This is a genomic window from Cellulomonas marina, assembly GCF_900111925.1.
GTDB classification, from domain to species: domain Bacteria; phylum Actinomycetota; class Actinomycetes; order Actinomycetales; family Cellulomonadaceae; genus Cellulomonas; species Cellulomonas marina.
In genome coordinates, this window is sequence record NZ_FOKA01000017.1 from 35,086 (window position 1) to 55,086 (window position 20,001).

Sequence of the window (20,001 nt, forward strand, 5' to 3'; positions counted from 1 at the left end):
CGGCACCCGCGGGACCGATCCCGCGGGTCATCGCCGTGCGACGGCCCGTGACCACCGGGCCGACAGACGAAAGGGACCACGTGCGCATCCTCGTCACCGGCACCGAGGGCTACCTCGGCTGCCTGCTGGCCCCCACGCTCGTCGAGGCGGGCCACCAGGTGGTCGGCCTCGACACGGGCTACTACAAGCAGGGCTGGCTCTACCAGGGCGTGCCGCTCACCGTCGAGACGCTCGCCAAGGACATCCGGGACGTCACGGAGGCCGACTTCGAGGGCGTGGACGCCGTCGTGCACATGGCCGAGCTGTCGAACGACCCGCTCGGCGACCTCCTGGGCGAGATCACCTACCAGGTGAACCACCAGGCGTCCGTGCACGTGGCGACGACGGCCAAGCGCGCCGGTGTCGAGCGGTTCGTGTACATGTCCTCGTGCAGCGTGTACGGCGTGGCGGACGGCACGGTCGACGAGACGTCGCGGGTGAACCCGCAGACGGCCTACGCGGTCTGCAAGTCGCTCGTCGAGCGGGACCTCGCGCCGATGGCGGACGACTCGTTCTCCCCCACGTTCCTGCGCAACGCGACGGCGTTCGGCGCCTCGCCGCGCATGCGGTTCGACATCGTGCTGAACAACCTCTCGGGGCTGGCCTTCACGACGGGTGAAATCGCGATGACTTCCGACGGGACGCCGTGGCGGCCCCTCGTGCACGGCCTGGACATCGCGAAGGCGATCCGCGCCGTGCTCGACGCCCCGCGCGAGGCCGTGCACAACCAGGTCCTCAACGTCGGCAGCGACGCGCAGAACTACCAGGTCCGGGAGATCGCGGAGACCGTCGCGGCCGCGTTCCCGGGGTGCAAGCTGTCCTTCGGGGAGCCCGGCGCCGACAACCGCAGCTACAAGGTGAACTTCGACAAGATCGGCGACGTCCTGCCGGGCTTCACCTGCGACTGGGACGCCGCGCGCGGCGCCCGGCAGCTCGCGGAGGTCTTCTCGCGCATCCAGCTCGACGCGGAGACGTTCACCGGCCGCGGGCACACGCGCCTCAAGCAGCTCCAGCACCTGCTGGACACCCGGCAGCTCGACGACTCCCTGCGGTGGGTGGCCTGATGCGCCTCGAGCCCACCGCCATCGCGGGGGTCTACGTCGTCGAGCTCGAGCTGCGCCAGGACGAGCGCGGCTTCTTCGCGCGGTCCTTCGACCAGGCGGTCTTCGCCGCGCACGGGCTGGAGAACGTCGTCGAGCAGGCCAACGTGAGCTTCAACGTCGCGGCGGGGACGCTCCGCGGGATGCACCTGCAGGTGGCGCCCGCGCCCGAGGCGAAGCTGGTGCGCTGCACGCGGGGCGCGATCGTCGACAAGATCGTCGACGTGCGGGACGGGTCGCCCACGTACCTGCAGCACGTGTCCGTCGAGCTGACGGCCGAGAACCACCGCGCGCTGTACGTGCCGCCGTTCTTCGCGCACGGCTACCAGACGCTCGTGCCGGACACGGAGGTGATCTACCAGGTGAGCGGGCGGTACACCCCGGAGGCGGAGCGCGGCCTGCGGTTCGACGACCCGGTGCTCGGGCTCGAGTGGCCGCTGCCCGTCGACGCGACCTCGCCGAAGGACGCGTCCTGGTCCCTCGTCGACCCGGCGACGCGTCGCCCGCACTTCGCCGGGGAGGCCGCGTGATCCTCCTCGACACGGCGCTCGCGGGCCGGCAGGCCGAGGGCCGCCCGATCCGCGTCGGGATGGTCGGCGCGGGCTTCCAGGGCAAGGGCTTCGCCAACCAGGTCGTCAACAGCGTGCCCGGCATGACGCTCGTCGCCGTCGCCAACCGCACGGTCGAGCGCGGCGTGGCGGCGTACGCCTACGCAGGCGTCGAGGACGTCGAGGTGGTCTCGGCCGCCGACGCCTTCGACCGCGCGATCGCCCACGGCCGCCCCGCCGTCACCGACGACTGGTCGCTCCTCGTCGGCTCCGACGCGGTCGACTGCCTCGTCGACGTCACCGGGGCCGTCGAGTTCGGCGCGCACCTCACGGTCGCCGCCATCGAGGCGGGCAAGCCGCTCGTGACGATGAACGCCGAGCTCGACGGCACCGTCGGCCCGCTGCTGGCCGAACGCGCGCGACGGGCCGGCGTGGTGCTCACCGGCGCCGACGGCGACCAGCCCGGTGTCGAGATGAACCTCCTGCGGTTCGTCCGCGGCATCGGCGCCACGCCGCTCGTCGCCGGCAACATCAAGGGCCTGCAGGACCCCTACCGCAACCCGACGACCCAGAAGGGGTTCGCCGAGCGGTGGGGGCAGGACCCGGCCATGGTGACGAGCTTCGCGGACGGCACCAAGATCTCCTTCGAGCAGGCGATCGTCGCCAACGCCGCGGGGTTCACGGTGCCGAGGCGGGGCATGAACGGCTGGGACCACGCGGGCCACGTCGACGAGCTGGTCTCGCGGTACGACGTCGACGAGCTCGTCGCGCTCGGCGGGGTCGTCGACTACGTGGTCGGCAGCAAGCCGGGGCCGGGCGTCTTCGTGCTCGCCACCCACGACGACCCGAAGCAGCAGCACTACCTCAACCTGTACAAGCTGGGCGAGGGGCCGCTCTACAGCTTCTACACGCCCTACCACCTGTGCCACTTCGAGGTGCCGAACACGGTGGTGCGCGCGGTGGACTTCGCCGACCCGGCCCTGGCGCCGACCGGCGGCCCCCGCGTGGAGGTCGTCACCACGGCCAAGCGCGACCTGCCGGCCGGGCACGTGCTCGACGGGCTGGGCGGCTACGACACCTACGGCCAGGCCGAGGACTACCCGAGGGCCCGGGCCGCGGACCTGCTGCCGCAGGGCGTGGCGGTCGACTGCCGGCTGCGCCGCGCGGTCGCCAAGGACGAGGTGCTCACCTACGCCGACGTCGAGCTCCCGGCGGGGCGGCTCGTCGACCGGCTGCGGGAGGAGCAGACCGCGCTGTTCGGCTGACCCTCCGGACGACCGTTCGGGTGACCGGACGACGAGGGCCGGGCCGCCGGGGACGACGTCCCCCGCGGCCCGGCCCTCGTCGTCGGTCCTACGCCGTGCTGCCGGCCCGCGCCGGTGATGCGCCCCCGGTCGTTCCCGGCGTCGTTCCCGGCGTCGTCCCCGGCACGGAGCGCGGCCGGACGGGGAAGCGCCCGTGCACCGCGTTCCGGGCGACCTCGGCCACCTCGTGCGCGAGCTTGGGCTTCGTGTAGCCGGCGTACCGGCGCAGGGCCCACAGGCACCGCGCGGTCTCGACCGGCGGCAGCCCGGCGCGCCGCAGGCCGCCGAGGAAGCCGCCGAGCAGGTCGAGGTACGGCAGGGGGATCTCCGGCACGTCCCCGCCGGTGAAGACCGGGTAGCGCGTGCGCAGGTCCGTCGAGCGCGTCACCCGACCGCCGAACTCGCGGCGGTGGAAGTGAACCTCGTCGACCTCGACGAGCCGCCCGTGCAGTCCGAGCTCGGCCAGGAGCGCCCGGTCGGAGCTCGGGTACGCGCCGTGCAGGCCCGTCCGGCGCAGCACCTCGATGCGGGTCAGCCCGAAGACCTGCACCGACGGCCAGCCGCGGTGGGTGAGCGCCTCGAAGCGCTCGTGCGGCGTCGGCGCGTCCATGGCGATGTCGTTGGGCACGGGGCCGGTGATCGTGCCGTGCTCGTCCATGTCGAGCGTCCGGCAGTGGGCGAGGACGGCCGTCGGGTCGCTCTCCAGCCGCTCCACCGTCGCCCGCAGGTAGCCCGGCAGGTGCACGTCGTCGGCCGCCGCCCACTTGAAGTAGCGGCCGCGCGCCAGGGGGACGGCCCGGTTCCAGTTCCACGCCAGCCCGCGGTTCACCTCCGAGCGCACGTACCGGATCCGCGGGTCCTGCCGCATCCAACCCTCGACCATGGCCCGCGTGCCGTCGGTGGACGCGTTGTCCGTGACGACGAGCTCGAAGTCCTCGAGGTCCTGGGCCAGCAGCGACTCCACCGCCGGGACGAGGAAGCGCTCGGCGTTGTACACCGGCAGCGCGACGGTGACGAGGGGGTCGGTCACGGGCTGGCCTCCGGCAGGATCGGTGCGGGCACGACGAGGGAGCGGTCGAGGGCGGCGACGTCGGGGGACCCGACAAGCGCCATGGCGTGGGACAGCTCGGCGCGCACCTGGTCGAGCAGGTCCGCGACGCCGTCCGCACCGCCCGCCGCGAGCGCCCACAGGACGGGCCGCCCGAGCAGCACCGCGTCGGCCCCGAGGGCGAGGGCGACGAGCACGTCGAGCCCCGAGCGGACGCCGCCGTCGACGAGGACGGGGGCCCGGCCGCCGACCGCGTCGACCACCTCCGCGAGCGCCAGCGCGGCCGGCACCGCCCTGTCGAGCTGGCGACCGCCGTGGTTGGAGACGACGACGCCCGCCGCGCCCGCGTCGAGGCACCGCACGGCCTCGTCGCCGCGCAGGACGCCCTTGACGAGGACCGGCAGCCCGCTGACCTCCTGGAGCCAGGCGATGACGTCGGTGTCGATCGACGGGTCCTGCTCCGTGAGCGCGGGCACGTCGGGGTCGGCCGGCAGGTGCTCGGCGAGGTTGACGAGGAAGTGCTCGGCCGACAGCGGGATGCGTACCCCGCCGACCGCCCGCTTGGCGCCGACGTAGGGCGTGTCGCCGGTGAGCAGCAGGGCGCGCGCCCCGGCGGCCGCCGCCCGCTCGACGAGGGCCCGCGTGAGCGAGCGGTCGCGCATGACGTAGACCTGGAACCACCACGGACCGGCCGCCGCCGCGACGTCCTCGATCCGCAGGGAGCACCGCGTCGACAGGACGAACAGCCCGCCCGCCCGGTCCGTGCCCGCCGCGGTCGCGCGCTCGGCCTCGGGGTGCGCCAGCGCGTGGAAGGCCATGGGGGCGACGCCGACCGGCAGGGCGAGGTCGGTGCCGAGCAGCCGCGCCGCCGTGCTGACGGTCCGCACGTCGCGCAGCGTGCGCGGACGCAGCCGGAAGGCCGACCAGGCGCGCGCGGCCTCCGCGAGCGTCGTCTCGGCGCCGGAGCCGGACGCGTAGTACGCGTACACCTCCGGCGGCAGGAGCGTGCGGGCCAGCTCCTCCCGGTCCGCGGTCCCGGTGCCGGGCCGCTCGGTGAGCGTCTGCGCCACGCGTGGGTCTCCCTCCGTCGCGCGGCGGACCACCGCCGCCGTCGCCGCGTGCACGCTAGCCGAGCGGCCCTCGCGCGCACGCGCCGGACGGGGTCGCCCCGGTCACACCGGGACGCCGTCCCGCGGTCCCGGCTCGTCGGCGTCGGGCGGACGCACTGCTCCGAACGTGTGGACCGCGCCGCGACGTGCCCCGTCCGGCTCAGGGATTTCACCCGCGCGACCGACCTCCGGAGCATGCCTCGTCGCCGTGCCGCCACCCGTGCCGCCACCCGTGCCGCCACCCGTGCCGCCACCCGTGCGCCACGCCGCCTGCCCCTGCTCGGCGGGATCACCGCCGTGCTCGCCGCCGCGCTCGTCGCCCCGCTGGCCGCCGCCCCGGCCGCCGCCACGGCCACCACGGACAGCACCGGCACGTCGGCCGTGCGGGTGACCCTCGCCGGCGCACCCTTCCGGGACGCGGCGGGCCGGACGTGGGCGGCGGCGACGGGCACCGTCGGCGGCCGCGCCGCGACGACGCCCCTGACCTCGGTGGCCGGCACCACCGACGACGGCCTCTACGCGCGGCCCCGCGTCGGGCTGTCGGCGCAGCCGGTGCGGGTTCCCGCGGCCGGCACCTACCGCATGACGCTGCACCTCGTCGAGAACTACCACACCGCCGTCGGGCGGCGCGTGCTCTCGGTCACCGCCGAGGGGCGGCCGGTCGTCACGGGGCTGGACCTCGTCGCGACGGCCGGCCCGCGCACGGCCCACCGCGTCACGGCCGACGTCGAGGTGCGCGACGGCGTGCTCGACCTCGCGCTCACGGCGTCGCGCGACCTCACGACGCTGTCAGCGGTCGAGGCCGTGCTCCTGCCGACCACCAGCACGGGCGGTGCGGCCACCGACGCCGCCCCGACCACCCGTCCGGCGTTCCCGCTGCGCGCGTCCGCCGACGGCACCCGCCTCGTCGACGCCGTCGGCGCCCCCTTCACCTACCTCGCCGACACGCCGTGGCTCGCGCCGACGAGCCTCGACCAGGCGGCCACCCGCGCGCTGCTCGACACCCGCGCCGCGCAGGGCTTCACCGCCGTCCAGCTCTCGGCGCTGGCCTTCCTGCACCGCGACGACCCGCGCAACGCGTACGGCGACCTGCCCTTCGTCGGGGGGACGGACCTGGCGCGGCCGCTCGAGGTCGGCGCGCGCACCACCGACCCCGCCAGCCCGGACTACGACTACTGGGACCACCTCGACTGGGTGGTGGACCAGGCGGCCCAGCGCGGGCTCGCCGTGACGCTGGTGCCCTCCTGGTACGGCTACGCCGGGGAGGACTGGCGTCGCCACCTGACGACGACGGCCGCGACGTCCTACGGACGCTTCCTCGCCACCCGCCTCGGCGACGCCCCCAACCTCGTGTGGATGCTCGGCGGGGACAACAACCCGACGTCCGACGACACGGCCCGCGTCCCCGCCGGCGGGGACCGTTCCGACCGCACCGCCGCCACCGACGCCATGGCTGCCGCGATCCGGGCCGCCGAGCCCGTCCGTCACCTCATGACGTACCACGCCCGCCGCACGGTCAGCAGCCTCGTGCACTTCGGCGACCGGCCCTGGCACACCCTCGTCTCCGCCTACGCCGACGAGCGCGTCGCCGCCGCGGTCGCCGCCGCGAGCGGTCGGGGCCGCCCCGTCGTCGTCACCGAGGCCTACTACGACGGCCGGACCAGCACGCCCGTGCTCGACGCGCGCCGGCTGCGCACGCAGGCGTGGGCCGCGGTGCTGGGTGGCGCGGGGTACGCCTACGGGCACGAGGCGGTGTGGGACCTGGACGGCACGTGGCGGACCGCCCTGTCGGCGCCCTCGGCCGCGGACGTGACGCGGCTGCGGACCCTGCTGCGGCCGCTCGGCCCCGTGCGTCCCGGGCCGACGGTCCTCCTCGCCGGCGCGGGCGACCCGGCCACGACGGACCGCGCGGTCACGGGCTGCGCCGGCCGCACCGCCCTCACCTACGTGCCGACGCCCCGCACGCTGACGGTGGACCTCGCCGCGCTCGGCGGCACCACCGTCCGCCTGGCGTGGCTGTCCCCCGCCACGGGCGTGCGCACCGAGCTCGGCGACCGCCCCGCGAGCGGGAGCGTGCGCCTGACGACGCCCGGCACCGCGGACGCCGTGCTCGTCATCGAGGCGCGGTAGGAGAAGGGCCGGTCCGACGCCTGTCGCCCGACGCTCGGCGGACAGGGCCCACCGCCCCCGTGACAGGCTGGGCCGGTGCGCGCGTCCCGGTCCCCCTCCCCCGGCCCGCTCCCGCCCGTGGCCCTCGTCGCCCTCGTGGCCGCCCTCCTCGTGGTGGTGCTCGTCGTGGTCGTCGTGCTGGTGCGGCGCGACCGGGGCGACGAGGCGCCCGCCGCGCCGGCCTGGCCCCTCGCCGCGTCCGAGGACGGCACGGGGCTGGTCGACGCGGACGGGCGGCCGGTGCTCCACCTGGCCGACACGGTGTGGCTGGCGGCGGCCCGGCTGGACCAGGAGGGCCTGCGCACGCTCGTCGAGACCCGCGCGGAGCAGGGGCTGACCGCGCTGCAGGTGTCCGTCCTGCCCTTCGTGCACCTGCCGGGCCCGGCGGGGTTCGAGGACGACCCGCTGGCCAACGCGTACGGCGACCGCCCGCTCGAGGACGGCGACCTGGGCCGGCCCCTCGAGGTCGGCGGGCGCACGGACGACCCGACGGACGGCGACTACGACTACTGGGACCACGTCGACCACCTCGTGACGCTCGCCGCGGAGCACGGGCTCACCGTCACCCTGGTGCCGTCCTGGTACGGCTACCGCGGCGAGGACTGGCGCGGCGCCCTGGGCGTCGACGACGCCCGCGCCTACGGCGCGTTCCTCGGGGAGCGGCTCGGCCACCACCCGAACCTGCTGTGGCTGCTGGGCGGCGACGACGACGTGCGCGGCGACGTGGACCGCGTCGACCCCGCGGTTGCGGGCCGGGAGGAGGTGCGCGACGCGCGGGCGGCGACGCGGGCGATGGCGGAGGCCATCCGGGACGCGGAGGCCGTGCCGCACCTCATGAGCTACCACGCCTCGCGCGGGACGAGCAGCCTCGTGGACCTCGCGGACGAGGACTGGCAGACCTTCGTCTCGGCCTACTCCGGCACGGCGACGGCAGCCGCGGTGGCGCAGGTGACCGGCACGGGCCGGCCGGTCGTCCTCACGGAGGCGTACTACGACGGCCGCGAGGACGACCCGGTGCTCGACCGGGCGGACCTGCGCGCGCAGGCCTGGGGCGCCGTGCTGGGCGGCGCCGGGTTCGCGGCGGGGCACGAGGGCGTGTGGGACCTGGACCCCGGGCACGGGCCCGACAGCGAGGAGGGCGGCCGGTGGGAGGACCTGCTCGACGCCCCGAGCGCCGGCGACCTCGGCGTCCTCGCGACGGCCGTGCGGGACCTCCTGCCCCTGCGGCCGGCGGCCGGCCTCCTCGCCGGTGGGGAGGACCTGGGCGAGGACCTGGACGACGACGAGCTCGAGGGGGACGCCCGGCCCGCACCCGTGACGGCGGCGGTGTCCGGCGACGGACGCACCGCGCTCGTCCACGTCCCCCGGGGCGGCGAGGTCGACCTCCAGGTCCGCGAGCTGCCCGCCGCCCTGCGGCCCGAGGACGGCCGTCCGGCCGGCGTCGCCTGGCTCGATCCCGCCACCGGGGGTACGACCGACGCGGGCCGCCTCGACCCCGCCGACGCGGACGGGGACTGCGTGGTGACCCTGCGGGCCCCCGAGGGGGCCGGCTCTCCCGACGTCGTGCTCGTGCTCACCGCCGGCTGACCGCGCCCGCGCCTACACCGTGCCGGGGTCCTCCAGCCGCACCGCGAGCAGGGCGATGTCGTCCCCCTCGTCGCCCATGGCCGCCAGCAGGTGGTCGCACAGCGCGTCGGGGTCGGCGGGACCCGCCGCCACGGCTGCGCGCAGCCGGTCGAGCCCGACCTGCAGGTGCTCCCCCCGCCGCTCGACGAGCCCGTCGGTGTAGGCCAGCAGCGTCGTGCCCGGGGGCAGGTGCCGCTCGGCGCTCGTGCGCGGCCCCGGGTCGACGCCCAGCAGGAGGTGGCGGGCCTCGTCCACGGACGCCACCTGCCCGTCGGGGTGGCGCAGCAGCAGGGGCGGGTGGCCCGCGCTCGTGGAGGTCAGCAGCCAGCCGCCGTCCTCGCGGTCGAGCCGGGCGTAGGCCAGGGTCGCGATCGTCGCGATCCCGAGGCCCACGACGAGCTCGTCCACCCGCTCGACGACCGCTGCCGTCGAGCGGCCGGGCGTGCCCCAGGCCGCCGCGCGCAGGAGCCCGCGCAGGTGCCCCATCCGCGCGGCCGCCAGGACGTCGTGCCCCACGACGTCCCCGACCGCCACGCCGACGGCTCCCCCCGGGAGGTCGACGAGCTCGTAGAAGTCGCCGCCGACCTGGGCGCCCGACTCCGAGGCCCGGTACCGGGCCGCCGCTGTCACGCCCGGCACGGCGGGCAGGTCGAGCAGGAGGCTGCGCTGCAACGTCTCGGCGATGCGGTGCTGCGCCTGGTAGAGGCGGGCGTTGTCGAGGATGATGCCGGCCCGCCGGCCGAGCTCGAGCGCGAGGTCCAGGTCGTCATCGGTGTGCGGCGGGGAGGCGGGGCCGCGGGCGAGGACCATCACGTCGGCCACCCGCTGGCGACCGGGCAGGGCGACGATGAGCACCGACGAGCGGCCCAGCCCGTCGCCCTCGTCGAGGACCGACGGGTCGGTCACCCACTCCTCGCGCTCCTCGCGCCGCGACGGCGCGTCGTAGTCCGCGATGCGGCGCGCGAGGCGCCCCTGCAGCAGCGCCGGGATGACCGGTCCGGGCGCCAGGGCCGACCGCACCCGGTCGACGTACGCCTCGAGCTGCGGCGTGCGCGCCGCGTCGCGGTGGCGGGCGGACACCTCCTGGACCCGGCCGCGCTCGTCGGTGGAGGCGATCATGACCCAGTCCCCGAGGCGGGGCAGCACGAGGTCGGCCAGGCGCTCGCGCACCTCGGCCACCTCGAGGCTGCCGGCCAGGCGGGTGGTCGCGCGGGCCAGCAGGTCGAGGCGCTGCTGGGCGCGCTCCGCCAGCGACCGGGCGCGGCGCTCGGCGTCGAGGGCGGCGTCCCGCTCCTCGTCGGCGAGGACGCGGGCGGTCACGTCGGCCTGGATGCCGACGAAGTGGGTCAGCTCCCCGTCCGGGCCGTGGATGGGGCTCATGGCGACCTGGTTCCAGAAGGCCGTGCCGTCCTTGCGGTAGTTGAGCAGGGTGACGGTCACGTCCTGCCCGGCGTCCAGCGCCGTCCGCATGCGCTGCCGCGTCGCGTCGTCGGTGCCCGGACCCTGCAGGAACCGGCAGTTCTTCCCGAGCACCTCCTCCGGCGCGTAGCCCGTCGTGGCCGTGAAGGCAGGGTTCACCCAGACGAGCGGCAGGTCGTCGGCGCGCGCGTCGGCCACGGTGAAGGAGAGCCCCGTGGCCAGGACCGCGCGGTCGCGCAGCTCGGCCTGGGTCTGCGCGGCGTCGATCGCCGCCTGGACCTCCCCGCGGCGCGCCAGCGGCAGCAGGACCACGAGGGCGTGGCCGGGCAGCATCGGCGCGTCGAGCATCGGCAGCGCGACCACCCACAGGGGCGCCCGCTCCACGCCGAGCTCGCTGGTGCGGGCGGCGGAGACGGCCTCCCCGGTCACCGGCTCGGAGCGGGCGATGCGGGACAGCGGGTGCGCCGTGTCGGACAGCTCGGCGCCCTCGACGTCGCGCAGGTCCGCCAGGTCCGACCAGGCGTCCAGCCCGACGGGCAGGCGAGCCGCCGGCGCGAGCTGCTCGGCCACCGGGTTGGTGTAGACCACCGTGCGCCGCTCGAGGTCGACGAGCAGGACGGCGGCCGGCGCGGACCCGGTCACGAGGGCCAGGTCCAGCGACGCGGGGACCGCCGCCGCGGTCCCGTCGGGGACGGCGGACGCGTCGGGTCCGACCAGCTGCTCGGTCACGGCGAGAGTATGCGGGGGGCGACCTGCGGTTGCCACGCCGACCCGGGGCGGGACCGTCCGTCGCTCTCAGCCCCGTCCGACGACGAGCAGGTCGTTGACGATGTCGACGTCAACATCTAGCGTGCTGCGTCAGCGGTGTTGACGTGAACATCGGGGCGACGACGCCCCTGCGGCGAGGAGCCCCCCGGCAATGACGACGGCATGACGACCTTCACCATCGGCGAGCACGACTTCCTCGAGGACGGTCGGCCCGTCCGGCTGCTGTCGGGCGCGCTGCACTTCACGCGCATCCACCCCGGGCACTGGCGCGACCGGGTGCGCACGGCACGGCTCATGGGGCTCGACACGATCGAGACGTACGTCATGTGGAACGAGCACGCCCCGACCCCCGACCGCTTCGACACGGACGGGCGGCTCGACCTCGTCGCCTTCCTGCGGGTCGTGCAGGACGAGGGCATGCGGGCGATCGTGCGCCCCGGGCCCTACGTGTGCGCGGAGTTCGACAACGGCGGCCTCCCGGCCTGGCTGACCGCCGACCCGCAGGTGGGTCTGCGCCGCCGCGAGCCGCGTTTCATGGCGGCGGTCGAGCGGTACCTGCGCCAGGTGTACGCGCTGGTGGCGCCCCTGCAGGTGGACCGCGGCGGGCCCGTGGTGCTCGTGCAGGTGGAGAACGAGTACGGCGCCTACGGCGACGACCACGACTACCTGCGCGAGCTGGTGCGGATCACCCGCGACGCCGGCATCACGGTGCCGCTGACCTCCATCGACCAGCCCGAGCCCGAGATGCTGCGGGCCGGGTCCGTGCCCGAGCTGCACAGCACCGGGTCCTTCGGCTCACGCGCCGTCGAACGCCTGGCCACGCTGCGCGCCGCCCAGCCGACCGGCCCCCTCATGTGCGCGGAGTTCTGGTGCGGCTGGTTCGACCACTGGGGCGCGCACCACCACACCACCGACGCCGCCGCCTCCGCGGCCGAGCTCGACGCGCTCCTGGCCGCCGGCGCCTCCGTCAACGTCTACATGGTCCACGGCGGCACGAGCTTCGGGCTCACCTCCGGGGCCAACGACAAGGGCGTCTACCAGCCGACGCTGACCAGCTACGACTACGACGCACCGATCGACGAGGCGGGCCGGCCGACGGAGAAGTTCTGGCGGTTCCGGGAGGTGATCGCCCGGTACGCGCCCGTGCCCGACGAGGTGCCGGAGCCGGCCAAGCCGGCTCCGGAGACCAGCGCGCCCCTGCGGCCCGTCGTCGGCCTGCTCGCCGCGGCCGAGCGGCTCGCGCCGTGGCGGGTGCACGACGAGGACGGCGGGCGCACGACCGGGACCGGCCACCGCGGCGCGGGCGTCCCGCCCACCCACGACGACCTCGGGCACTGGCGCGGTTTCGTCGCCTACCGCACGACGCTCACCGGCGGGGACGGCCCGGCGGTGCTGCGGGTGGCCGAGGTGCGCGACCGCGCGCAGGTGCTGCTCGACGGCGCCCCCGTCGGGGTGCTGCACCGCGACCACCACGACACGGCCCTCGTCCTGCCGCGCGGGCACGGCGAGCTGACGGTCCTCGTCGAGGACCAGGGACGCGTGAACTACGGCCCGCGGCTGGGCGAGCCGAAGGGGCTCGTCGGGCCCGTGCGGCTCGACGGGGCACCCGTCGGCGGCTGGTCGACGCTCGCGGTCGACCACGACGGGCTCGTCGGCGTGGTGCACGGCGTCCTCCGCGAGGGCCCGGCGGCCGCCGGGGGCGCGCCCGCCGCGGCGGACGGGCGACCGCTCGCGGGGCCGGTGCTGGCCCGTGCGGAGCTCGTGCTCGACGAGCCCGCCGACCTGTTCCTCGACACGCGCGGCTGGGGCAAGGGCCTCGCCTGGGTGAACGGCTTCGCGCTGGGCCGGTACTGGTCGCGCGGCCCCCAGCGCACGCTCTACGTGCCCGGCCCGGCCACCCGCGCGGGCGTCAACGAGCTCGTCGTGCTCGAGCTCGGGGCCGCCGACGCCGTCGCCCGCACCCTCGCCTGGCCCGACCTCGGGCACACGGAGCAGTAGGCACTGCCCGTCCACCCACCCTCCATCCACCTGCCCACCCGCCCCGACGCCGCCTCGACGAGGAGAGCCGTGACCCAGCCCGCGACGACCGACCCGACCCCCGACCCGACCCCCGACCCGACGACCGGCCCCACGGACGGCGCCCCGCCGCAGGCCGCCGCCACCGCGCGCCTGTCGGAGCGCCTGCAGTACGGCGGGGACTACAACCCCGAGCAGTGGGACCCCGCGGTGTGGGAAGAGGACGTCACGCTCATGCAGCAGGCCGGCGTCACGCTGGCCACCGTCGGAGTCTTCTCGTGGGCCCGCCTCGAGCCGCGCCCCAAGGAGTACGACCTCGCGTGGCTCGACGACGTGCTCGACCGCCTGCACCGCGGCGGTGTGCGCGTGCTGCTGGCCACCGCGACGGCCTCGCCGCCGGCATGGCTGGCGCGCGAGCACCCGAGCTCCCTGCCCGTGACGGCCGACGGCGTCACCCTGCACCCGGGCTCGCGCCAGCAGTACAGCCCCTCGTCGTCCGCGTACCGCGAGCACGCGCTGCGCCTCGTCGAGACGCTGGCGGAGCGCTACGGCGACCACCCGGCGCTGGCCGCCTGGCACGTCAACAACGAGTACGGCTGCCACGTCCCCCGCTCCTACGACGCGGAGTCGGTCGCGGCGTTCCGCGCCTGGCTGGCCGAGCGCTACGGCACGGTCGAGCGGCTCAACGAGGCGTGGGGCACGGCCTTCTGGTCGCAGCGCTATGACTCCTTCGACGAGGTCGACGCCCCGCGCGCCATGCCGACGTTCGCGAACCCGACGCAGGTCCTGGACTTCGACCGGTTCAGCTCCGACGCCCTGCTGGCGCTGCACCGGACCGAGGTGGACGTCCTGCGCCGGGTCACGCCGGCCGTGCCCGTGACGACGAACTTCATGGGCTTCTTCAAGGCCGCCGACTACTGGGCGTGGGCGCCCCACGTCGACGTCGTCACCGACGACGCCTACCCCGACCCCGCGGACCCCGAGGCGTACGTCCGGCTCGCGGCGTCCCGCGACCTCATGCGCTCCCTGCGCGACGGCCAGCCGTGGCTGCTCATGGAGAGCGCGACGAGCGCCGTGAACTGGCGGGCCGCCAACGCGCCCAAGCCCGCGGGCCTGCACCGCGCGCAGTCCCTGCAGGCCGTGGGCCGCGGCGCCGACGGCATCCTGCACTTCCAGTGGCGGCAGTCCGCCGCGGGGGCGGAGAAGTTCCACTCGGGGATGGTCCCGCACGTCGGGCCCGACTCCCGGGTCTTCCGCGAGGTCTGCGCGCTCGGCCGCGAGCTGGCCGAGCTGTCGGCCGAGGTCGCCGGGACGCGTGTGCCGTCCCGGGTCGCGCTCCTGCTCGACTGGGACTCCTGGCGTGCGGTGGAGCAGGAGGCCGTACCGGCCCGGACCGACTACGTCGAGCACCTGCTCGCCTGGTACCGGCCCTTCCTGCGCCGCGGCGTCACCGTCGACCTGCGCCCGCCGGGCGCGGACCTGTCCGGGTACGACCTCGTCGTCGCGCCACTGCTGCAGGTCGCGTCGACGGAGGAGCTCGAGGGCCTCGACGCCTACGTGCGCGGCGGCGGGCACCTCGTCGTGGGCTACGGCTCGGCGGTGCTCGACCGCGACCTGCACGTGCGCCTCGGGGGCTACCTCGGGCCGCTGCAGGGCACGCTCGGCGTGCGGGTGGAGGAGCAGGCGCCCCTCGTCGGGGCTCCCGGGGCCGCCGCGCCCGTGACGCGGCTGGCCGGCGCGCCGGGCGACGCCGTCGACGGCGGGCTCTCCGGCACGGCCACGACGTGGCAGGAGGTGCTGCAGGTGCAGGACGCGCAGGTGCTCGCGACCTTCGCCGACGGCCACGCCGCCGGCGGGGCGGCGCTCACCCGGCGCACGCACGGCGCCGGGGCCGCGTGGTACGTCGCGACCCTGCCCGACGAGGCGCTCCTCGACGCGCTCGTCGACCGCTGGACGGGCGAGGCGGGCGTGGAGCCGCTGCTGACCGCGCCGACCGCGGGCGTCGAGGCGGTGCGGCGCGGGGAGGTCCTCGTCGTCGTCAACCACACGCCGCAGGCGGTGCGGGTGCCGCTGGCCGGGGGCGCCCGGACGGTCGCTGGGCACGACGCGCTGGTGCTGCGCGGCTGACGCCGCCGCACCGGCGGGCCGGCGCCACCCTGCGCGGGGTGACGCCGGCCCGTCGCGTCAGGCCCGGTGCCGGCGGCGCACCAGCAGCAGGACCGCCCCGGAGACGAGGCCGGTCCCGGCGACGAGAGCCAGGACCCCGGCCTCGGCACCGGTGCTCGCGAGCCCACCGCGGCCGGGGCGGGCCGCGGCGACCGCGGGCGTCGGGCTCGCGGTGGGGCCGGCGGTCGGACCCGTCGTCGGTACCGCCGTCGGCGTGGGGGTCGGGGACGCCGTCGGGTCCGGGGCGACGGTGGGCGTCGGGTCCGGGACGGGGGTCGGGTCCGGGGTCGGGTCGGGCGCGACGGACCCCGTCGTGAGCGTCCAGCTGGCGTCCGCGAACGTCGCCGGGTCGATCGTCCCCGTGCGCTGCGCCTCCTCGATGAGCAGCTGGCGGATCTCCAGCAGCTCGTCGTACACGACCGGCGCGTCGGCGACGTGCGGGAAGGCCCCGCCGCCGCTCTGCCGGTAGTTGTTGACGGCCAGGACGAACCGGTCCGCGTCGCCGACCGGCCTGCCGTCCGGGTACGTCAGGTCGCCGATGCGCGCGCCCACGGGCTGCGAGACGTCGATCGTGTAGTCGAGGCCCGACAGCACGTCGTAGTTGTAGTCCGGCACGCCCTGGGGGCGGTCGGGGTACGCGGCGTTGGTGCCCGTGGCGGGGTCGAAGGCCGCGCCCGGCGCGGTCTGCACGAAGTACCGGGCCGAGTACTCGAGGTAGTCGAGCACCTGCGCGCCGGTCAGCTCGACGCCGCGCAGGGTGTTCTCGTAGATGTACAGCCCGGCGATGTCGCGGATCGTCACCTCGCCCTGCGGGAAGACGGCGGTCCGGGAGAACGGCGAGGCCTGGCTGATGACGGGCACGTCGGCCAGCGCCGTGCCGTCGAGCGCCGCGTCGAGGGTCCGCGCCTGGACGTCGTTGATGAAGTCGATGATGGGCGTGTCCTCGTAGCGGGAGGTCGCCGCCGGCAGCTCCGTCACGGACGTCGCCACGGGCGTGTTGACGTAGTCCACGGTCGTCGCGTGCTCGTCGGCGACCGCGTCGAGCACGGCCTGGCTCTCGGTCGGCACGTCCTGGCCGTAGCGGGCGACCGCCCGCGGGGCGTCGTCGCCGTCCCAGCTCACCTCGAGGCCGCCGGCGCCGTCGTCGACGAGGTGCAGGGTCGTCTCCGTGACGCCGCGCGCCCAGTAGTACGGCTGGGTCAGCAGCACCTTCTCGCCGGCGACGTTCGTGTACACCTCCTCGGGCACGTCCTGGTGGCTGTGCCCGGCGACGAGCACGTCGATGCCCGGCACCTGCACCGCGATGTTGTTGGCCACGTCCTCGGGCAGCGCCGCGGGGTCGTAGGCGTCGTCGGGCACCGTGCCCTGACCGGTGTGGGCGAGGACGACGACGACGTCGGCCTGCGCGTCGACGACCGGCACCCACTCCTTCGCGGTGGTGACCATGTCGCGGAACTCGAGCACGCCGTCGACGTACTGCTCGTCCCACACGCGCACCCCGGGGGTGACCAGGCCCAGGACGCCGATCGTCACCGTGCGGCCGTCGACCTCCCGCTCGATCAGGGTGTACGGCCGGCCCTCGGGGTCGGTGTGGTACGGCTGCCCGGTCGCCACGTCCACGACGTTCGCGCCCAGCAGCGGCGCGGCGAGGTCGCGGTCGTAGGCGGCCAGCAGGTCCAGGCCGTAGTTGTACTCGTGGTTGCCGACGACCTGCGCGTCGTAGCCGATGGTGTTGAACGCCTGGGCCATCGGGTGGACGGTCGAGCCGGCGAGCACGCCCGCCCGGCCCGGGCCGTAGCCGTACCAGTAGGTCAGGGGCGTGCCCTGGATGGCGTCGCCGTTGTCGACGACGACGACGGACTCCGCCCCGCGCTCGGCGCGGACCTGATGGACGACGGTGCCGACACGGGTCAGGCCGAGCACGTCGTCGTCGGTGTACTCGGTGTCGGCGAAGTAGTCCCAGTTGCGCACGTGGCCGTGCACGTCGGTCGTCGCCAGGAGGGTGAGCTCGAGGCCCTCGTCGGCGGGGGCCGCGGCGGCCGGGGCGGCGGCGGCGGCGAGGCCGAGGGCGAGGGCGGCGAGCGCGGCGGCGGCCGTGGCGGCGGCCGCGGCGCCGGGGAGCGGACGAGCGGGCATGGGTCTCCCGGGGTGGGGGGACACCGGCGGGCGCCGGCGTCGGTCGGGTGGTGCGCCGGCCGACGTGGGCCCACCCGACCGGGCACGCCGGCTGTGCAGCACCCGTGGGCTGCAGGTGCGTCACCCGTACCCCGTCGGTGCCCCCACCGTACCGCCCGGTACGTCCCCTCTGTCCGGACCCGCCGAGGTGCGGGGCGGCAGCGGCGTGCCTACCGTCGGCGTCGAGGGTGCGCGGACGGCGCGCCGCGACGACGGCCGGCCGGCCGGCAGGACAGGAGACGCAGGGTGCTGACGACCGAGGACATCGCGCCCGTGCTGGCCGGTGGCGGGCACGTGGTGGCCGCCGACGGCAAGGCCGTCGGGCGCGTCCAGGACGTGTTCCTCGGCGCCGGCACCGGACAGCCCGCGTGGGTCGCCGTGCTCGTCGGACGCCTGCGCCACCGGACCGTGCTCGTGCCGCTCGACGACGCGGGCGTCGACGGCGACGCGATCACCGTGCCGTACGACGCCAAGCTCCTCAAGCACGCACCGGACGTCACGGCCCCCGACGGGCGCCTCTCCCCCGACGACGAGGCGACGCTGCGCGCGCACTACGTCGCCACGGGCACGGACCACCTGCCCGACCACGACCCCGACGACGACCCCGACGACGACCACGACGACCACCACGACGACCACCACCGGACGGACGACGGGGACGGTCCGGCGACGCCGGGCGGCCCGTCCCACGAGACCTCGCGTGCAGCCCATCGCGCCGACGGTCCTGCCCGCTGACCGGCGGGCACCCGACCCCGCGCACCGCGCGCACCCCAGGAGGAACCATGAGCACCCCCGTCACCCCGCCGGCCGACGGCCGCGGCACCACCCGCGACCCCGGCGCCTCCGGCACCACCGACCCGACCGGCACCTCCGGTGGGGGCGCCATGTCCGCCAAGGCCTTCGGCCGGGACCGCGCGAGCGTCGTGGCGCGTGAGAAGGAGGCGTTCGGCGGCGTGAAGGTCGGCTCGGCCTTCTTCGGCTGGCTGACCGCGACCGGCACGGCCGTCCTGCTCACCGCCCTCCTGGCGGGCGCCGGCACGGCCGTCAGCGTCGCGACCGACACCACGCTCGACGACGTCGCCTCGCAGCCCGAGACGGTCGGCATCGCCGGCTCGATCGCCCTGCTCGTCATCGTGCTCGTCGCCTACTACTGCGGCGGGTACGTCGCCGGCCGCATGGCGCGGTTCGACGGCGTCAAGCAGGGCATCGCCGTGTGGGTCTGGGCCGTCGTCGTGGCCGTCGTCGTCGCGGTGCTCGGCCTCGTCGCCGGCAACCAGTTCGACGTGCTCGCGCAGCTCAACGCCTTCCCGCGCCTGCCGGTGGGCGAGGGCGAGCTGACGACGAGCGGCGTCGTGGCGGTGCTCATCGTCGCGGCCGCCAGCCTCGTCGGCGCCATCCTCGGCGGCATCGCCGGCATGCGGTTCCACCGCAAGGTCGACAAGGTCGGCCTCGCCAGCTGACGACCCCTCCCGCACGACGACGGCGCGGTCCCCCACCCGGGGGCCGCGCCGTCGTCGTCCCGGGCCGGCAGGACGGTGCGCCGTCAGCCGGCGTAGGGCAGCACGGGCTTCCCGGGCACCTCGACGCGCGCCCGGAACACGGCCCCGGCCTCGGGCTCGGGGTCGTCCAGCCCCTCGCGGGACGTCGTGACGAACAGGTCCCGCCCGTCCTCGCCGCCGAGGGTGCAGGCCGTCACGCCGGACGCCGGCAGCGCGACCTCCGCGAGCGTGCGGCCCTCCGGCGACAGGCAGCGGACCGCCCCGGCGCCGTTGAGCGCGACCCACACGTTCCCGGCCGCGTCGACGACGAGGCCGTCCGGCCGCTCGTCGTCCTGGCCGCGCCACCAGGGCCGCCGCCCCGTCAGCGCGCCGTCCCGCACGTCCAGGACGTCGGTGCCACCGGTCGCCGTGTCGTTGTAGTAGGCCAGGGAGCCGTCCGGGCTGACGTCGATCCCGTTGGAGATCGACACCGGGGTGAGCAGCGGGGCGGCGGTGCCGTCGGCGGCCACCCGCCAGAGCGTCCCCCGCCCCGGGCTCCCGTCCGTGGCCATCGACCCCGCGTACAGCGTGCCGGCCGGGTCGCACCCGCCCTCGTTCATGCGGACGTCCCCCTCCGTCCAGAGCTCGGGCAGCGCCACCGGCGGCGCGTCCACGTCGTCCGCCAGCCCGATCCCGCGCTGCAGCCCGACGACGTATCCGCCGCGGGTGCGAGGCCGCACGAACGCCGCGAGCGTCCCGACGTGCAGCCGGTCCACGGAGCCGTCCGCCCGCAGCGTGAGCAGGTCCCCGGCGTGCATGTCGACCCAGCGCAGACCGCCCCACGAGGGGTGCCACACCGGCCCCTCCGCGTGGTACGCCAGTGCCTCCGTGACCTGCTCGGCCTGCCCCGTGCCCGTCGCCGCCATGCCCGTGCCCTCCGTCGTCGTCCGCGACCCGGCACGGGCCGCACCGCCACCCTCCCCGCGGCCGGGGCGGACCGCCACCGCGCGCCCCGCCGGGCCCGGACCCTGGAACC

The 20,001-nt window shown here is 76.1% G+C and carries 14 protein-coding genes; 9 read left to right on the forward strand and 5 right to left on the reverse strand.

Features of this window, described 5'->3' with window-relative positions; translation table 11 throughout:
• Positions 1-80 precede the first annotated feature (80 nt).
• From BM048_RS15400 to BM048_RS15410, 3 genes are read left to right on the forward strand one after another with little or no spacing between them, the layout of a single operon-like run.
• Positions 81-1,103 carry an NAD-dependent epimerase/dehydratase family protein gene (locus tag BM048_RS15400; protein ID WP_090034382.1) on the forward strand — a complete coding sequence of 341 codons (1,023 nt, stop codon included), beginning with the start codon at positions 81-83 and terminating at the stop codon, positions 1,101-1,103.
• Complete coding sequence (locus BM048_RS15405; RefSeq protein ID WP_090034439.1) at positions 1,103-1,669, forward strand: dTDP-4-dehydrorhamnose 3,5-epimerase family protein; 567 nt, start codon at positions 1,103-1,105, stop codon at positions 1,667-1,669. The genes BM048_RS15400 and BM048_RS15405 overlap by 1 nt, the downstream gene beginning before the upstream one ends.
• Positions 1,666-2,952, forward strand: coding sequence for an NAD(P)H-dependent oxidoreductase (locus tag BM048_RS15410; protein WP_090034383.1), 1,287 nt, complete (start codon positions 1,666-1,668; stop codon positions 2,950-2,952). Before BM048_RS15405 ends, BM048_RS15410 begins: the two co-directional genes overlap by 4 nt.
• 88 nt (positions 2,953-3,040) lie before the next feature.
• Here BM048_RS15410 and BM048_RS15415 read toward each other — a convergent pair whose 3' ends face one another.
• Positions 3,041-4,021: a glycosyltransferase family 2 protein gene (locus BM048_RS15415; RefSeq protein ID WP_090034385.1), complete on the reverse strand. Its 981-nt coding sequence runs from the start codon at positions 4,019-4,021 to the stop codon at positions 3,041-3,043.
• Positions 4,018-5,109 (reverse strand): alpha-hydroxy acid oxidase, encoded by a 1,092-nt coding sequence (locus BM048_RS15420; protein ID WP_090034441.1) that lies wholly within the window; start codon positions 5,107-5,109, stop codon positions 4,018-4,020. The genes BM048_RS15415 and BM048_RS15420 overlap by 4 nt, the downstream gene beginning before the upstream one ends.
• Before the next feature lie 234 nt (positions 5,110-5,343).
• On the opposite strand from BM048_RS15420, the gene BM048_RS15425 reads away from it, so the two are divergent.
• Both BM048_RS15425 and BM048_RS15430 read left to right on the forward strand, forming a co-directional pair.
• Positions 5,344-7,278 carry an apiosidase-like domain-containing protein gene (locus tag BM048_RS15425; RefSeq protein WP_139224488.1) on the forward strand — a complete coding sequence of 645 codons (1,935 nt, stop codon included), beginning with the start codon at positions 5,344-5,346 and terminating at the stop codon, positions 7,276-7,278.
• A gap of 117 nt (positions 7,279-7,395) precedes the next feature.
• On the forward strand, positions 7,396-8,904 hold the full coding sequence (locus BM048_RS15430) for an apiosidase-like domain-containing protein (protein WP_175499577.1): 1,509 nt from the start codon (positions 7,396-7,398) through the stop codon (positions 8,902-8,904).
• A 12-nt stretch (positions 8,905-8,916) separates the two neighbouring features.
• Here the strand turns inward: BM048_RS15430 and BM048_RS15435 are convergent, their stop codons facing one another.
• A complete protein-coding gene (locus BM048_RS15435) occupies positions 8,917-11,091 on the reverse strand; it encodes a SpoIIE family protein phosphatase (protein WP_090034390.1) in 2,175 nt (724 codons plus the stop codon).
• 201 nt (positions 11,092-11,292) lie between these two features.
• Between BM048_RS15435 and BM048_RS15440 the strand changes: the two genes are divergently transcribed.
• On the forward strand, positions 11,293-13,128 hold the full coding sequence (locus BM048_RS15440; RefSeq protein WP_090034392.1) for a glycoside hydrolase family 35 protein: 1,836 nt from the start codon (positions 11,293-11,295) through the stop codon (positions 13,126-13,128).
• Between the two features lie 69 nt (positions 13,129-13,197).
• Positions 13,198-15,273: a beta-galactosidase gene (locus BM048_RS15445; protein WP_239078909.1), complete on the forward strand. Its 2,076-nt coding sequence runs from the start codon at positions 13,198-13,200 to the stop codon at positions 15,271-15,273.
• A gap of 57 nt (positions 15,274-15,330) precedes the next feature.
• Here the strand turns inward: BM048_RS15445 and BM048_RS15450 are convergent, their stop codons facing one another.
• A complete protein-coding gene (locus tag BM048_RS15450) occupies positions 15,331-17,448 on the reverse strand; it encodes a 5'-nucleotidase C-terminal domain-containing protein (RefSeq protein ID WP_090034393.1) in 2,118 nt (705 codons plus the stop codon).
• A 285-nt stretch (positions 17,449-17,733) separates the two neighbouring features.
• Between BM048_RS15450 and BM048_RS18295 the strand changes: the two genes are divergently transcribed.
• Both BM048_RS18295 and BM048_RS15460 read left to right on the forward strand, forming a co-directional pair.
• Positions 17,734-18,222 carry a PRC-barrel domain-containing protein gene (locus tag BM048_RS18295; protein ID WP_175499578.1) on the forward strand — a complete coding sequence of 163 codons (489 nt, stop codon included), beginning with the start codon at positions 17,734-17,736 and terminating at the stop codon, positions 18,220-18,222.
• A gap of 47 nt (positions 18,223-18,269) precedes the next feature.
• A complete protein-coding gene (locus BM048_RS15460) occupies positions 18,270-18,947 on the forward strand; it encodes a hypothetical protein (RefSeq protein ID WP_175499579.1) in 678 nt (225 codons plus the stop codon).
• Between the two features lie 83 nt (positions 18,948-19,030).
• Here BM048_RS15460 and BM048_RS15465 read toward each other — a convergent pair whose 3' ends face one another.
• Positions 19,031-19,969, reverse strand: a complete 939-nt coding sequence (locus BM048_RS15465; protein WP_342351382.1) for an SMP-30/gluconolactonase/LRE family protein — start codon at positions 19,967-19,969, stop codon at positions 19,031-19,033.
• Positions 19,970-20,001 lie beyond the last annotated feature (32 nt).